General features: G+C 41.7%; 18 protein-coding genes, 1 riboswitch and 1 other annotated feature. Of the genes, 14 read left to right on the top strand and 4 right to left on the bottom strand.

The window, feature by feature from the left end:
* Nucleotides 1-111: 111 nt before the first annotated feature.
* Nucleotides 112-330, bottom strand: a complete 219-nt coding sequence (locus A8F95_RS12975) for a YhdB family protein (protein WP_065410872.1) — start codon at nt 328-330, stop codon at nt 112-114.
* Between the two features lie 180 nt (nt 331-510).
* On the opposite strand from A8F95_RS12975, the gene A8F95_RS12970 reads away from it, so the two are divergent.
* On the top strand, nt 511-1,920 hold the full coding sequence (locus A8F95_RS12970; protein ID WP_065410871.1) for a SpoVR family protein: 1,410 nt from the start codon (nt 511-513) through the stop codon (nt 1,918-1,920).
* A 136-nt stretch (nt 1,921-2,056) separates the two neighbouring features.
* A complete protein-coding gene (locus A8F95_RS12965; RefSeq protein ID WP_245671306.1) occupies nt 2,057-2,746 on the top strand; it encodes a TrkA C-terminal domain-containing protein in 690 nt (229 codons plus the stop codon).
* An 89-nt stretch (nt 2,747-2,835) separates the two neighbouring features.
* Here A8F95_RS12965 and A8F95_RS12960 read toward each other — a convergent pair whose 3' ends face one another.
* On the bottom strand, nt 2,836-3,660 hold the full coding sequence (locus A8F95_RS12960; RefSeq protein ID WP_065410870.1) for an EcsC family protein: 825 nt from the start codon (nt 3,658-3,660) through the stop codon (nt 2,836-2,838).
* A gap of 146 nt (nt 3,661-3,806) precedes the next feature.
* A riboswitch (purine riboswitch) is annotated at nt 3,807-3,908 on the top strand.
* A gap of 93 nt (nt 3,909-4,001) precedes the next feature.
* Here A8F95_RS12960 and A8F95_RS12955 point away from each other — a divergent pair.
* The gene (locus A8F95_RS12955) at nt 4,002-5,294 is read left to right on the top strand and encodes an NCS2 family permease (RefSeq protein ID WP_065410933.1); all 1,293 of its coding nucleotides are present in this window, start codon (nt 4,002-4,004) and stop codon (nt 5,292-5,294) included.
* A 44-nt stretch (nt 5,295-5,338) separates the two neighbouring features.
* On the opposite strand, the gene A8F95_RS12950 is transcribed toward A8F95_RS12955, so the two are convergent.
* Complete coding sequence (locus A8F95_RS12950) at nt 5,339-5,758, bottom strand: low molecular weight phosphatase family protein (protein ID WP_065410869.1); 420 nt, start codon at nt 5,756-5,758, stop codon at nt 5,339-5,341.
* A gap of 129 nt (nt 5,759-5,887) precedes the next feature.
* The gene (locus A8F95_RS12945; RefSeq protein WP_049660560.1) at nt 5,888-6,193 is read right to left on the bottom strand and encodes an ArsR/SmtB family transcription factor; all 306 of its coding nucleotides are present in this window, start codon (nt 6,191-6,193) and stop codon (nt 5,888-5,890) included.
* 200 nt (nt 6,194-6,393) lie between these two features.
* Here A8F95_RS12945 and A8F95_RS12940 point away from each other — a divergent pair, with 200 nt between their 5' ends.
* From A8F95_RS12940 to leuD, 11 genes are all read left to right on the top strand, one after another.
* Complete coding sequence (locus tag A8F95_RS12940) at nt 6,394-7,629, top strand: dicarboxylate/amino acid:cation symporter (protein ID WP_065410868.1); 1,236 nt, start codon at nt 6,394-6,396, stop codon at nt 7,627-7,629.
* Nucleotides 7,630-7,750: 121 nt separating this feature from the next.
* Nucleotides 7,751-7,918 carry a twin-arginine translocase TatA/TatE family subunit gene (locus tag A8F95_RS12935; protein ID WP_065410867.1) on the top strand — a complete coding sequence of 56 codons (168 nt, stop codon included), beginning with the start codon at nt 7,751-7,753 and terminating at the stop codon, nt 7,916-7,918.
* A gap of 460 nt (nt 7,919-8,378) precedes the next feature.
* Nucleotides 8,379-10,274: a transglycosylase domain-containing protein gene (locus A8F95_RS12930; RefSeq protein ID WP_245671297.1), complete on the top strand. Its 1,896-nt coding sequence runs from the start codon at nt 8,379-8,381 to the stop codon at nt 10,272-10,274.
* Between the two features lie 463 nt (nt 10,275-10,737).
* Complete coding sequence (gene ilvD, locus A8F95_RS12925) at nt 10,738-12,402, top strand: dihydroxy-acid dehydratase (protein ID WP_065410866.1); 1,665 nt, start codon at nt 10,738-10,740, stop codon at nt 12,400-12,402.
* A gap of 2 nt (nt 12,403-12,404) precedes the next feature.
* Nucleotides 12,405-12,654: a binding site (T-box leader), on the top strand.
* A gap of 112 nt (nt 12,655-12,766) precedes the next feature.
* A complete protein-coding gene (gene ilvB, locus A8F95_RS12920) occupies nt 12,767-14,485 on the top strand; it encodes an acetolactate synthase large subunit (protein ID WP_065410865.1) in 1,719 nt (572 codons plus the stop codon).
* Nucleotides 14,482-15,003, top strand: a complete 522-nt coding sequence (ilvN, locus tag A8F95_RS12915) for an acetolactate synthase small subunit (RefSeq protein ID WP_049660569.1) — start codon at nt 14,482-14,484, stop codon at nt 15,001-15,003. Before ilvB ends, ilvN begins: the two co-directional genes overlap by 4 nt.
* A gap of 29 nt (nt 15,004-15,032) precedes the next feature.
* The gene (gene ilvC / locus A8F95_RS12910; protein ID WP_065410864.1) at nt 15,033-16,058 is read left to right on the top strand and encodes a ketol-acid reductoisomerase; all 1,026 of its coding nucleotides are present in this window, start codon (nt 15,033-15,035) and stop codon (nt 16,056-16,058) included.
* Nucleotides 16,045-17,592 (top strand): 2-isopropylmalate synthase, encoded by a 1,548-nt coding sequence (locus A8F95_RS12905; protein ID WP_065410863.1) that lies wholly within the window; start codon nt 16,045-16,047, stop codon nt 17,590-17,592. Before ilvC ends, A8F95_RS12905 begins: the two co-directional genes overlap by 14 nt.
* 18 nt (nt 17,593-17,610) lie before the next feature.
* Complete coding sequence (leuB, locus tag A8F95_RS12900; protein ID WP_065410862.1) at nt 17,611-18,720, top strand: 3-isopropylmalate dehydrogenase; 1,110 nt, start codon at nt 17,611-17,613, stop codon at nt 18,718-18,720.
* Between the two features lie 176 nt (nt 18,721-18,896).
* A complete protein-coding gene (gene leuC / locus A8F95_RS12895; RefSeq protein ID WP_065410861.1) occupies nt 18,897-20,309 on the top strand; it encodes a 3-isopropylmalate dehydratase large subunit in 1,413 nt (470 codons plus the stop codon).
* Between the two features lie 12 nt (nt 20,310-20,321).
* Complete coding sequence (gene leuD, locus A8F95_RS12890; RefSeq protein ID WP_065410860.1) at nt 20,322-20,915, top strand: 3-isopropylmalate dehydratase small subunit; 594 nt, start codon at nt 20,322-20,324, stop codon at nt 20,913-20,915.
* Nucleotides 20,916-20,974 lie beyond the last annotated feature (59 nt).

Genomic DNA, 20,974 nt, shown 5'->3' with positions numbered 1-20,974 from the left:
TAAGGAAAAAAAGTAAACTAATCAGCCCTACTGCTGCAGCTGGTTATATGTACGTCAAAGCAGCCAGAAAGGGGGAAATCCTTTCTGGCCGCTGTCACTGGTGGAATTCCTCTAGGCTCTTAACGAATTGGCATACTCTACATAATGGAACAATGTATAAAAAGTTTTTTCCACAGCAGAATAAGAATTAGGGAATGAGCGAGCATGGAGAAAATGTTCAATTTTTTTCGATAGTAAATGGTCTTTCGTCCGGACCATTAATATAAGCAGGTTCGTCCAATCTGAGCGATGAACATAGTATAGTACGCGATCATAATCTGTATAATCCATTGCTTATCCACCCCTGTTAGAGGAACTATCTATAGTATGTGTTCCCCCCGAATAAAACTTCCTCTGTAAATACTGGGATAGCACCCGCTTCAAAATAGAGGAGGGATTCAGAGGAAAAGGGGGTATGACCTTTTGCTTTTTTTCATAAGTATTTGTTAAAGGGCAAAAGGGGGAAACAAAATGAATGAGGCAGAAATGAAAGACCTTCAGTATGCCATTGATGAGATTACGGAGATTGCGACGGGATTCGGTCTTGACTTTTATCCGATGAGATATGAAATTTGCCCGGCGGATATTATTTACACGTTTGGTGCTTATGGGATGCCGACTCGGTTTTCGCATTGGAGTTTCGGCAAACAGTTCTTCAAGATGAAGCTGCAATATGATCTTGGCCTTAGTAAAATATATGAGCTTGTCATCAATTCTAACCCGTGCTACGCTTTCTTGCTTGATACGAACTCCTTGATCCAAAATAAACTTATTGTCGCTCACGTGTTGGCCCACTGTGATTTTTTCAAAAATAATGTGCGCTTTCAGCAGACAAACCGCCATATGGTGGAAAGCATGGCAGCAACAGCTGACAGAATTCGTCAGTATGAAATTGATCATGGCAAGGAGACGGTGGAGAAATTTTTAGACGCTGTTCTTGCGATTGAGGAGCACATTGACCCATCACTTTTAAGGCGGCAGCTTTACTGGCAGACAGAAGAAGAGGAAATAGAAACAGAAAAGAAAAAAGGGCCGTATGATGATCTATGGTCACTGGATGAATCCAATACCTTTGAGTTAGTGCCGAAAAAGGCGAAAAAACTGATCCCGCCACGGCCAGAAAAGGATTTAATATTATTCATTGAACAATATAGCCGGGACCTTGAGGACTGGCAGCGTGATATTATGACGATGGTGCGAGAAGAGATGCTGTATTTTTGGCCGCAGCTCGAGACAAAAATTATGAACGAAGGCTGGGCTTCCTATTGGCATCAGCGCATTATCCGTGAACTTGATTTAACGTCGGGAGAGGCCATTGAGTTTGCTAAATTAAATGCCGGCGTTGTCCAGCCGTCGCGTACATCCATTAACCCTTATTATTTAGGGCTGAAAATGTTTGAGGATATTGAAGAACGGTATAATAATCCAACAGAAGAAATGAAACGCCGCGGCGTTAAAGAAGGATCAGGACGTGAAAAGATATTTGAAGTACGGGAAATTGAATCAGATATTTCATTCTTACGCAATTATTTAACGAAAGAACTTGTTCATCGAGAGGATATGTATTTATTCCAGAAAAAAGGGAAAGACTATAAAATAACTGATAAAGATTGGACAAACGTGCGCGACCAGCTCGTAAATATGAGAGTGAATGGCGGTTTTCCTTATTTGACGGTGAACGATGGTGATTATATGAAAGCCGGAGAGCTGTATGTTAAACACTGGTATGAGGGAGTTGAGCTGGACCTGAAATACTTGGAAAAAGTGTTGCCGCATTTGTATACGTTGTGGGGAAGAACCGTTCATTTGGAAACAATGGTGGAGGATCGTGAAATCCTATTTAGTTTCAGCGGTCATAAAGTGCAGCGGAAGTATTTATAACGAACGGGTGCCGGCTTTTCCGGCCGCCCGTTTTTTTGTGGTTCCTCCCTCTATTTGTTATTGCTTGGTTGTAGTTTTATTTTCAAATGGGAAGGGAAAGGTTTCTTGAAGCCAATTTCCGAAAGGAGAACAGAAAATGATGGGAATGGTTTTTATGATGCTGTATTTCTTAATTGTTGCTTTTGTGATTGAAATTTCCGTTATTCTCTTTAATTTAACTGGGCTGGAAGAAGCCGTTTCCCGTTATCAAGTCATTTCAATGCTGACAAACACTGGCTTTACTACAGATGAAGCGCAGTTAATTATTGATCACCCTGTGCGCCGGCGGTTAAGCATGTTTCTCATCCTATTCGGAGCTTTTTCACTCGCAGTGGTGATTTCTTCTATAACAAACATTTTATCGAATGATTTGCGTTTAAAAGAATTGATGGTTATTAATATAGTGCTGCTTGTTATTTTAATGATCGGAAAAACACCTTTTATTCGAGAGCGATTAAAAAAGAGACTCAACCGTGAAATGGAAAAGAAGCTGGAAATTTCCGAGTTGCCTATTAAGGATGCTCTGTATTTAGATGAAAATGATTTAGTGACAGACATTGTCATTAAAGAGGACTCTAAATTTATCGATAAGAAGGCGGCGGACCTTGTAGAACGGGATGAAGACATCAGCATATTGTTCATTAAGCGTGGAAAGGTCAACATTCGTAATCGATTAGATGAAGAGAAAATTCAAGAAGGTGATCAATTGTTTATTTACGGTAATCAAGAGGCGATTGAGAATAAATTCCTCGAAAAAGACGAAGAGTTAGACAAAAAGTCAGATTGAATTTTTAATCTATGGAAGGTTGATCACTGTATTGAGGACAAGCTGACTGACGGTGCTTAATAGGAAATGATAGTCAATCAGACAGCTCTTTACACGGAGCTGCCTGATTGACTATTGATTTCTTGCAAACGTTCCATGATCCGCCGCTTTTTATATAGCATAGTAGCCGTTTCGGCCACATCTAGAATAGCAGAACGATTTGTAAAAGCACCAAATACGATACCGGCAATTGGGACGAGCTGCATCATTTTTTTCCAGCCGAATTGATCACGGTACGTATAGACGACTTCGCGCCAGCCCTGTAATTGTGACATCATTTCTCTGCTGTGTCCCCGCTTTGAATAAAAGGCCGATAATTCATTTAAAATCGCTTTTTTCCCGACAACGTCTGAGGACGTAAATTGCAGACATTTAATAATGAAAATCCGCTCTTCCTTTTCTGTGGGATCGTAGCCGTAGGCAATCGCGATTTCTTGCAGTGTTTTCAGAGACAAGCCAAGCAGAAGCGGGATATCCGCAGCTAGAGTAAATAAGCCGCCGATCCCTGTTGAAGCTCCTTGAACGGTTGCCATGTTAGCACGTGATTTTTTTAACTCTTCGGCTATATGATTCATCTTCTCAAGCTTGATTGCCCCGACGTCTTTAACAGATTCAATTTTTGTTTCAGGATTAGCTTCTTGAATTTTCGTTAAGATGCTCTTTTCTTGAACGAGGTATTGTCCTCCTGTTTGAATAAAGTTCCCAATTTCATCAAGCAAAAGCGCGATTTTATTTTGAATGACTTTTGGTGTCACCTTATCTAGCAATTTAAAGGGGAGACGAGCAATCTTGTCCCAAACCCATAGGTGTTTTTGCTCTTGTTCCCACTTTTCGATCGCCGTAAGCTCCACTAATAACTGCTCTTTCGATTCCATTTTTATCCCACCTTTTTTATCTTAGTTAATGTACGGAGGCGCTGTAGGTAAAGTTTCAATAAACGAGTGCATCAGCAAATAAAAGAAGATTGTGAATTTAAATAGGCTGATTTACTTATTATTTATATTTTGATATAATTTTCGCAATTAAACAAAACTAACGCTTTTGTATAAGTTCAAGAATAGGGCTTGAACGTTTCTACCAGGCTGCCGTAAATAGCCTGACTACAAAGGATAGTGGAGATGTTTTTTGCTTATTCACTATCTTGTATGTCAGCCAGCAGCTTCCGTTTTTAGCGGAAGTTTTTTTATTGAAATTCCATATAGTGGAGGAGCGCACAATGAAACATTTTTTTGCTTTTCAGGAACGGGGCACAACCTATAAACAAGAGACGCTAGCTGGCATTACTACCTTTTTGTCCATGGCATATATTCTCGTTGTGAATCCAATCATTCTTAGTCAATCTGGTATGGATAAAGGCGCTGTTTTTACAGCTACTGCTTTATCAGCTATTATCGGTTCTTTATTGATCGGCTTACTGGCTAATTATCCTATTGGCATCGCACCAAGTATGGGACTCAATACGTTTTTCACCTTTTCAGTCTGTATCGGCATGGGGATTCCTTGGCAAACAGCCTTAACAGGGGTCTTTATTTCAGGTGTTTTGTTCGTTATTTTAAGTTTACTGAAAATCCGTGAAATGATCATTAATGTGATTCCGCAAGACTTAAAGCATGCTATTGCCGGCGGTATTGGGTTTTTTGTTGCTTTTATTGGTTTAAAAAATGCAGGCATTATTACAGCGAACGAAGGAACCTTCATCGGGATCGGTGATTTACATTCTCCAACAGTATTACTAGCCATATTTGGCTTTGTTGTAACGGTTATCATGATGATGCGCGGTATCGGTGGAGCGATCTTTTACGGTATGGCCATCGCGACAGTCGTCGGGATGATCGCAGGATTAATCCGCGTGCCTCATGAAATTATTGGAGGCATCCCAAGTCTTAGTCCTACTTTTGGAGTCGTATTCTCTCATTTGCATAGCATCTTTACACCGGAAATGCTTGCGGTTATTTTCACCTTCCTATTTGTCGCTTTCTTTGATACAGCAGGAGCCCTTATCGCAATCGCAAGTCAGGCAGGTTTAGTAAAAGATAATAAAATTCCTAACGCTGGAAAAGCACTGCTTGCGGATTCTTCTTCAACGGTCGTTGGGGCTGTTCTTGGTACTTCTACGACAGCGGCAATGGTTGAATCAACGGCGGGCATTGCAGCAGGAGGAAGAACAGGCTTTACTTCTATCGTCATCTCAGCTTTATTTGCTGTTGCTTTGTTCTTTTCTCCGCTATTGTCTGTAATCACAGCTGAAGTGACAGCTCCTGCATTGATCATCGTAGGTGCTTTAATGGCAACCCAAATCAAGCATATTCGCTGGGATCGGGTTGAAGTTACTATTCCCGCATTTGTCACAATTATTATGATGCCGCTCACTTCAAGTGTAGCGAGCGGAATTGCTCTTGGCTTTATTCTTTACCCGATTGCCATGCTGGCAAAAGGACAAGCAAAAGAGGTTCATCCTCTTCTCTATGTTCTCTTTGCAGCCTTCCTTGCTTATTTTATTTACTTATAAAAAATCAAGCCTCTTTACCACTAGACATGACTAGGTAAAGAGGCTTAATTTAATTCATTGGTTAATTTTTTTACATGTTCAGCTAACTGATCACATACGATTTGATAAGCTGCCCATTTCTCTGTAGTATCTGCACAATGTTCTGGATTGGGAACATTCCAGCGAAGAACCTTTTTGTTGGAAGCTAGCAGGAGGGGAGGCTGCTGATCACGTTCAAAATCATAAATATTCACAATCAAATCCGCACTCTTGATGAGATGAGGTGCCAGCAGCTTTGGCTCTCTGTCTGTTATATCTATATTAACTTCCTTCATCGCCTCAATGAAAAGATCATTCTCTTGAACTGTCCGAAAGGATGCACTGATAAAGTTCAGTGAAGGTTCGTCCAACTTAGAGGCCCATCCTTCTGCCATGATGCTTAGGTCATTTGATGTAGAGAGAAATAAGATGTTTTTGTTCTCCATTCTTAAAGCCCCTTTGCTGTCAATTCTATTTCTTTTTTACCCCCTTTTTCTAAAATTATGCGTAAATAACAAAAAAATTAGTAAGCTTGTAACCGAAAGAACTAGGAAAAAAGATGTTCATTCGCTTTTTTAATGATGCTTAGCGTGCTCAATTGCTTGGGAAAGAAGGTCAATTACGTGTTCATCATCATGTGAATAAAATAAAGTCGTTCCTTCCCGGCGATATTTAACGAGCCGTAAGTTTTTTAAAAATCGAAGCTGATGGGAAACAGTAGACTGAAGCAGCGATAACTTTTCTGCAATGTCATTTACGGAGTGCTCCCCATTAAACAGCAAATTTAGAATTCGAAGCCGGGTTGGATCCGAGAGGGCTTTAAACGTCTGTGAAACAATAAATAAAGTTTCTTCATCTAGCTCGAGGCTCTTCTTTTTCATTGGTTTCCTCCAACATCTTTTTTTATCTATCGTACCAAATAAATAAAATAACTGTCATGAGTCAAAGTAAGAGAGCAAGCGTTTATAATTGCCAAAAAAGAGGTAAATGTAACTACATTTTCATTTTTTTGAATTTTATATATTTGTCAGTTATGATAGAATTTGTGCGAAATTACTGTATTTAGGGAAGGGGAACGGTGATGAAACTTACCGGGAAAATTATTATTGCTTTAATTGCTGGTGCCATAGTCGGACTGATGCTTAATCTATTCGCTCCAGGGGCATACAAAGTATTAGATCCTTATCTTTTTACTCCACTTGGCCGCATTTTTCTTAACCTGATTAGTATGCTTGTTGTACCAATTGTATTCTTATCTATTATTCTAGGAGCTGCAGGTCTTGGAGATCCGAAAAAATTAGGCAGGATTGGATTGAAAACGATTTCATACTTTTTAATAACCACAACTATTGCGATTATTATCGGATTAATCATTGCGGGTGTCGTACAGCCTGGCGAAGCAGGAGAATTTGATGTGAAAAACGCAGAATTCTCCGCTGAAGAAGCGCCGCCTGTAGGGGAGACACTGCTAAATATTATTCCGAAAAACCCTCTAGCCGCGATGACGGAAGGAAATATGCTGCAAATTATTGCTTTTGCTCTCTTTATTGGTCTTGCCTTAACAGCGCTAGGAGAAAAAACAAAGGGGATTCTTAATTTAGTAGAACAAGGCAATGATCTGATGATGTATCTAGTTGGATTTGTCATGAGGTTTGCTCCATACGGCACATTTGGCTTGCTTGCTTCAGCTATTGGCAGCCAGGGGTGGACGGCTATCCGGGCGATGGGGGTTTATATGATTTGTGTATTAGCTGCTTTATTTATCCATGGAATTCTAACCTATGGGGGAACGATTTTACTGCTGGCTAAAAAAAGTCCGCTTTGGTTTTTCAAAAACTTTGCTCCTGCTATGAGTGTGGCGTTTAGTACATCAAGCAGCAATGCTACACTCCCGATTTCTATGGAAGTGGCGCAAAAGCGTTTGAATGTGCCAAAGTCTGTCAGTTCTTTTGTCCAACCGCTCGGTGCGACGATTAACATGGATGGAACAGCGATTATGCAAGGGGTAGCTACAATCTTTATTGCTCAAGTATACAATATCGATTTAACGATGGGTGAGCTCGCGACTGTTGTGTTAACAGCTGTTTTAGCCAGTATCGGAACAGCTGGTGTGCCAGGGGTTGGCTTAATTATGCTGGCGATGGTATTAAGCAGTGTTGGCTTGCCGGTAGAAGGAATTGGTTTGATTCTAGGCATCGACCGAATTCTTGATATGACGCGGACAGCTATTAATATTTCCGGCGATGCAGCCTGTGCCGTTTACGTGGCAGAAACGGAAAAGAAAAGAACCATCAAGGCACAGCGAACAGGCGCTTAGTTAATAAAAACAGCAGGTGTGTCAAAAAAGGCACATTTGCTGTTTTTTATTTTACATTTCTTGTTCTTGTTGTATAATATCGCTATTAACAGCTTGTAAAAGCAAAAGGAGATAATTGTATATGAATCTCGGATTCGGAGAAATAGCTATTATTCTTATCGTAGCCCTGTTGCTTTTTGGACCTTCTAAACTTCCGCAGCTCGGCAAAGCGGCTGGACAGACGCTGCACGAATTTAAGCGTGGCATGAAAGGCGTTATGGAAGACGAAGAAGAAAAGAAATTAAAATAAAAATATATTAAAATAAAGGCTGACGGTACCTGACCGTTAGCTTTTTTTTGTAAAAAGATAAGTTTTTTCAACAGTTAATGTTCACGTCTGCATCGAAAATTAACAACTGGGTTTAATAGAGCTTTTTTGGAATGATATAAGTGAAGGTTTTTATGGGAAAAGTCGACATATGGATTTTATTGTAGGAAATACTTCTAATTACCACGTTCATCGAGGCGTTTTTACGTTAGAATTTAGTTGGAAATTGGCGATTTAAGGCCTATCAGTTATAATAAAACTCTCGTTGTGTCTAACCTAAGCGTTAAACAAAGACAAATAAAGGACGAGACAATAGTTAATTTCGCTCTTCGCCTTAAGGCAAAGAGGAATTTTGCTTATTCAGGAGGCAAGAAACAAAGATATGAATGCGATTAGCAGATCTATCAAAAATTTGTGGAGGAAATTTCATTTAACACAAATTATGATTTTGTTGGCGTCGGTTATTATTTTAGCCGGACTCGGATTTATCGTTTATTTTATGAAATCGGCGGATGTAGAAACGCTGAAAAAGGGATTGTCGCAATCGACTGTTCTTTATGATGTGGATGGAGAGAAAGCGAGTAAATTATCCGCTAACCGTTCAGATAGCGTACCGATTGACAAAATGCCAAAGTATCTACAAGACGCGGTTGTATCGATTGAAGATCATCGCTTTTATGAGCATAATGGTTTTGACTTGAAGGGAATGAGCCGGGCTTTTGTCAAAAATATGTTTTCTGGCGGTGTCGTGCAAGGGGGAAGCACCATCACCCAGCAGTTAACAAAAAATGCCCTTTTATCACCGGAACAAACGTATAAGAGAAAAGTGGAAGAGCTATTTTTAGCAATTGAAATTGAAAAAGTATACAAGAAAAAAGAAATACTGGAAATGTATTTAAATACAATTTACTTTGGCAGTGGAGCATGGGGTGTTCAGAATGCTTCAAAAAAATATTTCGGAAAAGATGTTGAAGATTTAAAGCTTAGTGAGGCGGCTATGTTAGCAGGGATTATTAAAGCGCCCTCTACGCTTGATCCCTATAAAAATTTGGACAAAGCGATCGCCCGCCGGAACGTTGTTCTTAGCCAAATGGAGAAGTATGGCTACATTACAAGTGAAGAAGCAGCAGGCGCCAAACAGGCACAGCCGCGTCTTGACGACGAGAGCGGTGACCCGTTAAAAGGCAAATATCCATACTATACAGATTCGGTCATCAATGAAGCGATTAACCGTTTTGGATTAACCCAGAACGATCTATTAACAAAAGGGTATCAAATTTATACGACGATGGATCAGGAAGTGCAGGCTGGTCTTGAGCGGGTGTATAAAAAAGATTGGCTATTTCCTGATTCCGTCAATGGGGATGATTCCCAAAGTGCCGCTATTTTGCTGAATCCAAAGACCGGCGGTGTGATGGCGATTGTTGGAAAACGGGGAGAGCATGTATTCAGAGGATTTAACTATGCTACCCAAATGCGGACTTCCCCAGGCTCGACTTTAAAGCCGCTTGCTGTGTACACACCTGCGCTAGAAGAAGGCTATGAGCCGACATCCATACTGCCAGACAAGCCAATGAAATTCGGGGACTATGAGCCGACTAACTACGGAGGGCATTACCGGGGAGAAGTAACGATGAACAAAGCGCTTGAAAAATCCCTTAATGTACCGACCGTATGGCTTTTAAACGAAATTGGTTTATCAAAAGGGTTGGATGCACTGAAGCGATTTGGAATCCCGGTTGAAGAAAAAGATAAAAACTTGTCCATTGCGTTAGGCGGCATGACAAAAGGGGTTGCACCTTTGCATATTGCTCAGGCTTATACAACCTTTGTAAACGATGGAATGCGTAAAGACAGCTTTTTTATCCAAAAGATTATTGGTCCAGAAGGTGAAATAAAACCGAAATGGATGCCGAAAGAAACGAAAGTGACAACAAAAGAAGTAACAGATAACATTAATGCTATGCTGTTAAACGTTGTAAAACATGGGTCTGGTAAGAAGGCAAGAATACCGGGAACTGAGTTGGCAGGTAAAACGGGCTCTACTCAAGTACCAATCAAAGGAGTAGTAGGGACTAAAGATCAATGGTTCGTCGGTTATACGCCGGATGTTGTAGGTACAGTCTGGATTGGTGTAGAAAATGCGTCTGCAAGCAACCACCTTGCTACAAACAGTTCTGAGGGGGCAGTGCCGCTATTTAAGGAGATTATGGAGGAGACTCTTCCTGAACTGGAAGGAACGAGTTTTGACGTAGATTCTATCGAAGAAAAGAAGCCAGAAAAGCAAGAAAAAAATTGGTTAGATAAAGCAATTGATAAGTGGAATGAATTATTCTAAAAGAGCTGTTCAAAAGCCATTCGGTCGTTGGCTTTTGGACAGTTTTTTTATTTAATACAAAATTAAAAAAGTACTGAAAGCGCTATCTGAAAGTATAAATAGAAACTTCTGGTTTCACATGCATAAATTGATAAAAAAAGCAACAGAAAAATTTTTAAGTAATTTCGAAATTTTTTTAAAAAAATAAAATGCGATGATATCAACCTTGTAAGCGATTGCATTTTTCTTAGGCTAAAAGTTAATAATTTTAATTGTCTAAAAATTTATTAAAAGGTGTTGACCTGTAGGAAAAAGCGAGATATGATTGACCACAACATAAACTTAATTTTCAGATTTAAGTGATAAATAAGAATTGAAATATTAAGAACAAAAGAGGACGAACCTTTCGTCGACAGTCTGAATTTCAAAACAGAAACTATCATCTTAGCAGTATACGCAGCTAGAGAACACCTGGAGGGATACTATGCGCAGCGACATGATAAAGAAGGGGATTGATCGTGCCCCTCACCGCAGTCTGCTTTATGCAGCAGGAGTGAAAACGGAAGATCTTCATAAACCTTTTATTGGGGTTTGTAATTCTTATATTGATATTATCCCAGGCCACGTGCATTTAAACAAATTTGCTGAAGTGGTGAAGGAAGCGATTCGCGAAGCTGGGGGCGTTCCTTTCGAATTTAATACGATCGGAGTAGATGACGGTATTGCCATGGGACATATCGGAATGAGATACTCACTGCCAAGCAGAGAGCTGATCGCAGATGCTGCTGAAACAGTTATCAATGCTCACTGGTTTGACGGAGTATTTTATATTCCTAACTGTGACAAAATCACTCCCGGGATGTTAATGGCAGCTGCCAGAACAAATGTCCCTTCTGTATTCGTCTCTGGCGGACCAATGGAGGGCGGAAAGACAAGTACTGGAAAACATCTTTCTCTCGTTTCTGTTTTTGAAGGAGTCGGAGCTCACCGTTCAGGAAAGATGTCAGCCGAAGAGCTGCTTGAAATTGAGAATAATGCTTGCCCAACATGCGGATCATGTTCCGGAATGTTCACAGCAAACTCTATGAACTCCTTAATGGAGATGCTCGGCATGACGCCGCCAGGAAATGCTACAATCGTAGCGACGTCTACTGAGCGTCATAAGCTGATTAAGCAGGCGGCTCATCATTTAATGGATTTAGTTAAAAATGATATTAAGCCAAGAGACATTATTACAAGAGAAGCGATTGATGATGCATTCGCACTTGATATGGCGATGGGCGGCTCAACGAACACAGTTCTTCATACGCTCGCGATCGCACATGAAGCAGAAATTGATTATGATTTAAAACGAATCAATGAAATTGCTAAAAAGGTGCCTTACTTAGCTAAAATCAGTCCAGCTTCCGATTATACGATGCAGGATGTTCATGAAGCAGGCGGCATTAGTGCCATTGTCAATGAACTTTGCCGCATTGGTGTCTTAAATAAAGAACGTATCACCATCACAGGAAAGTCAGTTTACGAAAATGTGAAAGACGCGAAAATTACGAATGAAGCAGTTATTCGTACAAGCGATAATCCTTATAGCCCTGTCGGTGGTTTATCAATCCTATTTGGAAATCTAGCTCCCGATGGCGGAGTCATTAAAGTCGGTGCAGTTGATCCTTCCATTAAAACATTTATGGGAGAGGCCATTGTCTTCGACTCACAAGAAGAAGCTCAGGCAGGCATTGACAACGGTACAGTAAGAGAAGGTCATGTCGTCGTCATTCGTTATGAAGGTCCAAAAGGAGGACCTGGAATGCCGGAAATGCTCGCTCCAACCTCAGCGATTGCAGGCCGCGGGCTTGATAAAAAAGTCGCACTTATCACAGATGGAAGATTCTCTGGAGCTTCAAGAGGAATTTCCATTGGACATATTTCTCCAGAGGCTGCTGAAGGCGGACCGATTGCCTTCGTTGAAAATGGAGATCAAATTATCATTGACTTACCAAATCGAACAATCAACGTTGTTCTAACAGAAGAAGAACTGGCAGAAAGAAAGAAAAACTGGGTGCAGCCAGAGCCAAAGATTAAAAAAGGTTATTTAGCAAGATATTCTAAGCTTGTTACTTCTGCTAACACAGGCGGAGTTATGAAAATTTAATGATTAAAGCGTTGACGAGGAAAAAGTTGTAAGCAACGGTATTCACAGAGAGCCGGCGGGGCTGAGAGCCGGCATACCCCTTACAACGACATCCCCTCTGAGTGCCGGTCTGAACGGAAACAATTAGGATCGGTCGAGTAGAATTTACTCGTTATCAAAAAGGACAATAATACATTGTCCATGAGGTGGCATTTGTGAAAATGTCATAAACCAGGGTGGTACCGTGAAAAGAGAAGTCTTTTCACCCCTGCGCTTAGTAGATTAGTAGGCGTGAGGGTGTAAAGACTTTTCTTTTTGTTTTTTTTACTTAAAGAGCCCAATCACTCTTGCGATTTAGGAAAACAACAATTTGGAGGGAAATTGCATGAACGCAAAAGTAAAAACAAAAGCCAAACCGTTGACTCAGGCCATGAGTGGAGCTGATCTCTTTATTGAAGCACTGAAAAAGGAAGAAGTAGAAGTTGTGTTTGGTTATCCGGGTGGAGCTGTTCTTCCGTTATATGATGCCTTGTACAGAAATCCAATTCGGCACATTCTAGCCAGACATGAACAGGCTGCTATTCATGCAGCTGAGGGATATGCGAGAGTATCAGGTAAGCCCGGAGTAGTCATTGCCACTTCTGGACCGGGGGCAACGAACCTTGTGACTGGTATTACAGATGCTATGATGGACTCTCTTCCTCTTGTTGTCTTCACCGGGCAAGTAGCAACAGGAGTCATTGGAACGGATGCTTTCCAGGAAGCAGATGTAATTGGAATTACAATGCCAATCACAAAGCACAACTACCAAGTGCGTGACTTAAAAGAGATGCCAAGAATCATTCGGGAAGCTTTCCATATTGCAACAACTGGCCGCCCTGGCCCTGTTTTAATCGATATTCCAAAGGATATTGCTACCACATTAGGTGAAGATCCTGCATTTGTAACAGAAGTGAATTTGCCAGGATATCAGCCAAACACTGCGCCTAATGTTCTGCAGGTTAAAAAGCTTGCAGATGCGGTCGCCCAAGCGAAAAAGCCGCTTATCTTAGCGGGAGCAGGAGTTATTCATGCACATGCTTCAGAACAGCTGCTTTCCTTTGCAGAAGAGATGAATATCCCGGTAGTCAATACACTTCTCGGCCTCGGTTCGTTCCCATCAGATCATCCATTATTCTTAGGAATGGGGGGGATGCATGGAACATACACAGCCAATATGGCGATGTATGAAGCGGACTTGTTGATCAACATTGGTGCCCGGTTCGATGACCGATTAACTGGTAACTTGCAGCACTTTGCTCCTGAAGCAACGGTCGCTCACATTGACATCGACCCAGCAGAAATTGGTAAAAATGTCGACACTCATATTCCAATCGTAGCGGATGCGAAAGAAGCGCTGGAGAAATTGCTTGAAACCGACTTAGTTGCACCAGATGCAAATGAGTGGAGAATCCAGCTCAAAGAATCTCAAAAAGAATTTCCGCTTTGGCACTCTGAGGAAGAAGAAGGAATTTCTCCTCAGCGTTTAACCAAAATGATCCATGATATTACAAACGGTGAGGCCATTGTTACGACAGACGTTGGACAGCATCAAATGTGGACAGCACAGTATTACGGCTTTAATCGTCCAAACCGCTGGGTAACATCAGGGGGTCTTGGAACAATGGGATTTGGTTTCCCGGCTGCCATTGGTGCGCAAATTGCTCATCCAGAAGATACGGTTGTGGCGATCGCTGGAGACGCCGGCTTCCAAATGACTTTACAGGAACTGGGCCTTGTTGCTGAGTTGAATCTGCCAGTTAAAATTATCATCTATAACAACCAGGCGCTTGGAATGGTTAGGCAGTGGCAGGAAGCTTTCTATGAAGAAAGATATTCGCAATCTTTAATTCCGTGCCAGCCGGACTTTGTGAAACTGGCTCAGGCTTATGGAATTAAGGGCTACTCTGTTACAACAGAAGAAGAGGCAGAAAGCGTGCTAAATGAAACATTAAATAGCCGTGAGCCAGTCCTAATTGATTGCCGGATTAAGCCGAAAGAAAAAGTATGCCCGATGATTGCACCAGGCAAAGGACTTCATGAAATGATTGGGGTGAAACCATGAAACGCACAGTAACTGTAACCGTACTGAATCAAAGCGGTGTGTTGAATAGAATTACCGGATTGTTTACCAAACGGCAATTCAACATTGAAAGTATCACAGTAGGCCCTACGGAAACAGAAGGCATTTCAAAAATGACTGTCATTGTTCACGTAGAGGATGAGCGGGTGGCAGAGCAGGTGCTGAAACAGCTTAATAAGCAAGTGGATGTGCTGAAAGTGACCGATATTACAGATCAAGCAGTAGTATCAAGGGAGCTCGCCTTAATTAAAGTATTAACAACACCGCAAACCCGAGCTGAAATCAATGTGATTATCGAACCTTTCCGAGCTACCATCATTGACGTGGCTAGAGACAGCGTAACAATTCAAGTTGTTGGAAACTTCGAAAAAATAGAAGCGATGATTGAGCTGCTTCGCCCTTATGGAATCAAAGAATTGTCACGTACAGGCCAAACAGCCTTAACACGCGGCTCTCAAAAACAGGTAACCGATTTGAAGCAATATTCAATCTTAAAATAAAACAAACAAATTTTGGAGGATGATGAAAAATGGCAAAAGTATATTATAACGGAGATATCAACGAGGCAGTTTTAGCAAATAAGAAGGTAGCAATCATTGGATACGGTTCACAAGGTCACGCTCATGCACAAAACTTACGTGAAAGCGGAGTAGACGTAGTAGTTGGTTTAAGACCAGGAAAGTCTTGGGATCAAGCAGAAAAAGACGGCTTTGATGTAAAGTCAGTTCGCGAAGCAAGTGCTGAAGCAGATTTAATTATGATCCTTCTTCCGGACGAATTCCAAACAGCTGTTTACAAAAATGAAATTGAACCTGAATTAAAAGCAGGCAAAGCATTAGCATTTGCTCATGGCTTCAACGTTCACTTCAATCAAATCGTTCCGCCAGCAGACGTTGACGTATTCCTTGCTGCACCTAAAGGCCCTGGTCATTTAGTACGCCGCACATACGAAGAAGGAGCAGGTGTACCAGGATTAATCGCTATCTACCAAGATGTTACAGGCCAAGCAAAAGATATCGCTCTTGCTTATGCAAAAGGTATCGGATCTGCCCGTGCAGGTGTATTAGAAACTACATTCCAAGAAGAAACAGAAACAGACCTATTCGGTGAGCAAGCTGTTCTTTGCGGTGGCGTATCTGCCCTTGTAAAAGCTGGATTTGAAACATTAACTGAAGCGGGCTATCAGCCAGAAGTTGCTTACTTTGAGTGTTTACATGAACTTAAATTAATCGTTGATTTAATGTACGAAGGCGGATTAGAAGGCATGAGATATTCTATCTCAGATACAGCACAATGGGGTGACTTCGTATCAGGTCCACGCGTTATTACAGCTGAAACAAAAGCTCGTATGGGAGAAGTATTGAAAGACATTCAAACTGGTAAATTTGCAAAAGGCTGGTTGCTTGAAAACCAATTGAACCGTCCTGAATTTACAGCTATCAATGCAAGTGAAAGCAAACATCCAATCGAAGTGGTAGGAAGAGAGCTTCGTGCTATGATGCCATTCGTAAAAAAACAATCTAAAAAGGAAGTGTCAGCCGGTGCGAAAGGTTGAGATCTTTGACACAACGTTAAGAGATGGAGAACAGACAGCAGGCGTTAACTTAAACACTCTTGAAAAGTTAGAGATTGCTAAGCAGCTGGAAAGACTCGGGGTCGATGTTATTGAAGCGGGCTTTCCAGCCGCTTCAAAAGGAGACCTTGAAGCAGTTAGGCTCATTGCTAATACTGTGAAAAACAGTTCCGTTACCGGTCTTGCCCGCTCTCATCAAAAAGATATCGATGCAGCCTGGGAAGCATTAAAAGAATCGGCAGAGCCACGTATCCATGTATTCTTAGCTACTTCACCTATTCACCGTGAATACAAGCTGAAGATGTCAAAAGATGAAGTCGTTGAAAGAGCTGTAGCAGCTGTTAAATATGCAAAAACAAAGTTTTCAAAAGTGCAGTTTTCAGCAGAGGATGCCTGCCGGACAGAGCCTGAATTTTTAGCTCGTGTAACAGAAGCAGCCATCGATGCTGGAGCAACGATTATCAACATTCCAGATACAGTCGGCTACATTACACCAAAAGAAATTAAAGAATTGTTTATGTATTTAAGAAACAATGTACCTAACATCAATAAAGCTATTTTGTCCGCTCATTGCCATGATGATCTTGGCATGGCAACAGCGAACTCATTGGCAGCAATCGAAGGAGGCGCCGGCCAGGTAGAAGGGACGATTAATGGGATCGGCGAACGCGCTGGTAACGTGGCGCTTGAAGAAGTAGCGGTTGCTCTTCATATCCGTAATGATTTTTACGGTGCAACGACTAACTTGAAGTTGAATGAAATTAAGCGTACGAGCAGCCTCGTATCTAAATTAACAGGCATGATTGTTCCGGCAAACAAAGCGGTCATTGGCGATAACGCTTTTGCCCATGAATCAGGCATCCATCAGGATGGCGTACTGAAAGAGAAAACGACTTATGAAATTATTACACCAGAGCTCATTGGTGTGAAGTCTAATAGACTCGTTCTTGGCAAGCTTTCTGGCCGCCATGCTTTCAAAAATAAAGCAATTGAACTGGGCTTTGATTTAACAGAAGAAAAATTAAACGAAGCATTTAAGGCATTTAAAGACTTGGCCGACAAGAAGAAAGAAATCATGGATGAAGATCTTTTTTCCATCCTTGCTGATAAGCAAACAGAAGCAGTGGATGTCAGCCACTATGAGTTGAACAGCATCCAAGTTCAATATGGCACAGAGAACATTCCAACAGCTACGATTTCTGCTACGCTTCCGGACGGTACACAAGTGACAGAAGCGGCTACTGGTTCAGGAAGTGTTGAGGCGATCTATAACACACTTGAACGGTTGTTGGATGAGCCGGTTAAGTTACATGATTACAAAATTAATTCAGTCAGCGGCGGCCGTGATGCTCTTGCTGAAGTATATGTTCGAATTAAGCATAAAGGCATTGAAACAAGTGGCCGTGGTACAGCACAGGACGTTCTTGAAGCTTCTGCTCGCGCTTACCTCAATGCGGTTAATAGGGTGTTAACGTTAGGAGCACAACAGTCAGAAATACAGAAAGTACACATTTGATGTAATGGAGGGGTTAACGTGAAAAAGAATATTGCAGTACTGCCTGGAGATGGAGTCGGCCGGGAAGTAGTAAAAGGAGCTACTGCTGTATTGGAGGCAGTTGGACAACGATTTGGCCATGAATTTGAATTCGAATACGCGAACATTGGTGGAGCAGCCATTGATGAATCCAATAATCCACTCCCAAATGAAACGCTGAAGCTTTGTAAGCAAAGTGACGCCGTTTTTCTAGGAGCAGTAGGCGGGCCGAAGTGGGATAGTCTTCCTTCTCACATGCGCCCAGAGCGTGGATTGCTAGCTATTCGTAAAGAACTCGGTTTATTTGCCAACCTCCGTCCAGTTATCGGCTTTCACAGCTTGCTGCACTCTTCGCCACTCAAGCCCGAAATTGCAGAAAATGTGAATTTAATGATTGTGCGTGAACTAACTGGCGGTTTGTACTTTGGAAAACCGAGTGAACGCAGAGGAGAAAATCAAGAATCTGTTGTTGATACGTTGCAATATACAAGAAAAGAAATTGAGCGGATTGTCGAAAAAGCATTTGAGCTTGCTCTTATCCGTAATAAGAAGCTTACTTCTGTCGACAAAGCCAACGTATTGGAATCAAGCCGGATGTGGCGTGAGATCGTGAATGAAAAAGCGTCTCTATATCCGCAGGTAGAAGTAGAGCATATGTATGTAGATGCTGCGGCAATGAAGCTAATCAGCCGTCCAAAAGATTTTGACGTCGTTGTAACAGAAAATTTATTTGGCGATATTTTAAGCGATGAAGCTTCTATGATTACAGGTTCACTTGGCATGCTGCCTTCAGCGAGCTTGACAGAAGATGGATTTGGATTATACGAGCCGGTTCATGGCTCAGCACCAGATATTGCTGGGTTTAATAAAGCGAATCCAATGGCCATGATTTTGTCAGCAGCCTTAATGCTGAAATACTCCTTTAATTTACGGGAAGAAGCAGAGTCCATTGAACAAGCCGTTCAGGAAGTATTGAATGCTGGTTACCGGACTTCTGATCTTCAATCTGTCGGAAGCACGGTTGTCGGTACAGAACAAATGATTAACATCATTGTTCAGCATGTAGAAGAAGGCTCAGCTATTTCTTCTATCATGGGCGCTTATATGTAAGGTAAAAATCAAGGGACATTATTGACGAGGATTCCGTTTTTTCCACTAGGAGATCGGAATCCCTCTTTTTTCAAAAAGACTCTGTTAAAGGTGAGGGTTGTTTTTTATAGTTGATCTTAAAATCAACAACCAAGTATCACAGAGTCTTCAAAAAAAGACAGTGGGGGGGCTGTTGTATGGCACCAAAAACAATTATTGAAAAGATATGGGAACAACATATAGTACACAGAGAAGAGGGAAAGCCGGATCTTTTATATATCGATCTTCACTTAGTGCACGAAGTTACCTCTCCGCAAGCATTTGAAGGCCTGCGTATGAATAACCGCAAGGTGCGTCGTCCGGATTTAACGTATGCTACGATGGATCATAACGTACCAACGATTAATCGCCACATTATCAATGATCCAATTTCCAAAAAACAAATGACTACACTTGAGCAAAATTGTAAGGAATTTGGCATTGAATTAGCCGATATTAATCATCCGGATCAAGGGATTGTACACGTGATTGGTCCAGAGCTTGGTTTAACACAGCCGGGAAAAACAATTGTATGCGGAGATAGTCATACTTCTACACATGGAGCCTTTGGCGCCTTATCCTTTGGGATTGGAACAAGTGAAGTTGAGCATGTGCTTGCGACACAAACGCTTTGGCAATCCCGTCCGAAAACTTTGCAAATCAAGGTAACAGGCAAGCTTGGTTTTGGCGTAACCGCTAAAGACTTGATTTTAGCCGTTATTGCAAAATACGGCGTCAATGCTGGTACAGGCTACATTATGGAATATACAGGCGAAGCAATTCGTGAATTATCTATGGAAGAGCGTATGACTGTTTGTAATATGTCCATTGAAGCTGGGGCTCGTGCTGGTTTAATTAGTCCAGATGAGAAAACAGTTGAGTATCTACGTGGACGTCGATATGCACCGCAGGGAGAAGAGTTTGAGAAAGCAGCAGAACGCTGGCTGGCTCTTGCTACAGATGAAGGAGCAGAGTATGATCTCACACTTGAAATTGCTGGTGAAGACATTGAGCCGCAAGTGACTTGGGGAACGAATCCATCTATGGGAAGCGGCATCAGTGCTTCTGTTCCTAATCCTGAACAATTTGAGCGGCAGGCTGATCGTGAATCCGTTTCTCGTGCGTTAGATTACATGGATCTTCAAGCAGGTACAAAGCTAGAAGATATTCCTGTAGATTATGTATTTATCGGCTCTTGTACAAACTCTCGTCTTAGCGATTTGCGGGCGGCGGCTGAGGTAGCGAAAGGAAGACAAGTTCAAGAAGGAATTACAGCTATCGTCGTTCCTGGTTCACAAACAGTGAAGCAGGCTGCCGAAGCAGAAGGGTTAGATAAGATTTTTACGGAAGCTGGTTTTGAATGGCGCGAATCAGGCTGCAGCATGTGTCTTGCTATGAATGATGACATCGTTCCTTCTGGCAAGCGCTGTGCCTCTACTTCAAACCGTAACTTTGAAGGACGTCAAGGCAACGGTTCAAAAACACACTTAGTGAGCCCGCCCATGGCAGCAGCGGCTGCTGTTACAGGAAAATTCACGGATGTTCGCAAACTAGCCAAAGTTCATCAATAAGGGGGAAGAAGAATGGAAGCAATCAATAAATTTAATGGAATTGTCTGCCCTCTCAACCGTGTAAATGTTGATACCGATCAAATTATTCCGAAGCAATTTTTGAAGCGGATTGAACGGCAAGGCTTTGGCCAGTTCCTATTTCATCATTGGCGTTTTGATGATGAGGGCAATAAGAGAGAAGACTTTGTGATGAATCAGATGCAGTATGAAAATGCAGAGATTCTAGTAGCTGGAGAGAACTTTGGGTGTGGTTCTTCACGGGAACACGCTCCGTGGGCACTGCTCGACTACGGATTCCGAGTTGTCATTGCTCCTAGCTTCGCGGACATTTTCTATAACAACTGTGTAAAAAATGGTATTTTAGCGATTCGTTTAACAGAAGAAGAAGTAAACGGAATTATGGAGAAAGCGCAGGAGCCGGGCTATCGCTTATTCATTAATTTAAAAGATCAAGACATTACAGATCGAAAAGGATTCACTGCTGAATTCGATATTGATCCTTACTGGAAAGAAATGCTTTTAAATGGTTGGGATGAGATCGCTGTTACGCTCAACCTTGATGAGGACATCCGCAGCTACGAACAAAAAATCGGAAGCGGCATTTAATTAAGACGATTCATTTGACAAAGGACTGCGGAGTTGCCGCAGTCTTTTTTTATTTTACT

This window comes from Pseudobacillus wudalianchiensis (assembly GCF_001685015.1).
Taxonomy (GTDB): domain Bacteria; phylum Bacillota; class Bacilli; order Bacillales; family Domibacillaceae; genus Pseudobacillus; species Pseudobacillus wudalianchiensis.
The sequence above is the reverse complement of the archived record's forward strand: the minus strand, read 5'-3'. Positions and strand labels throughout refer to the sequence as shown.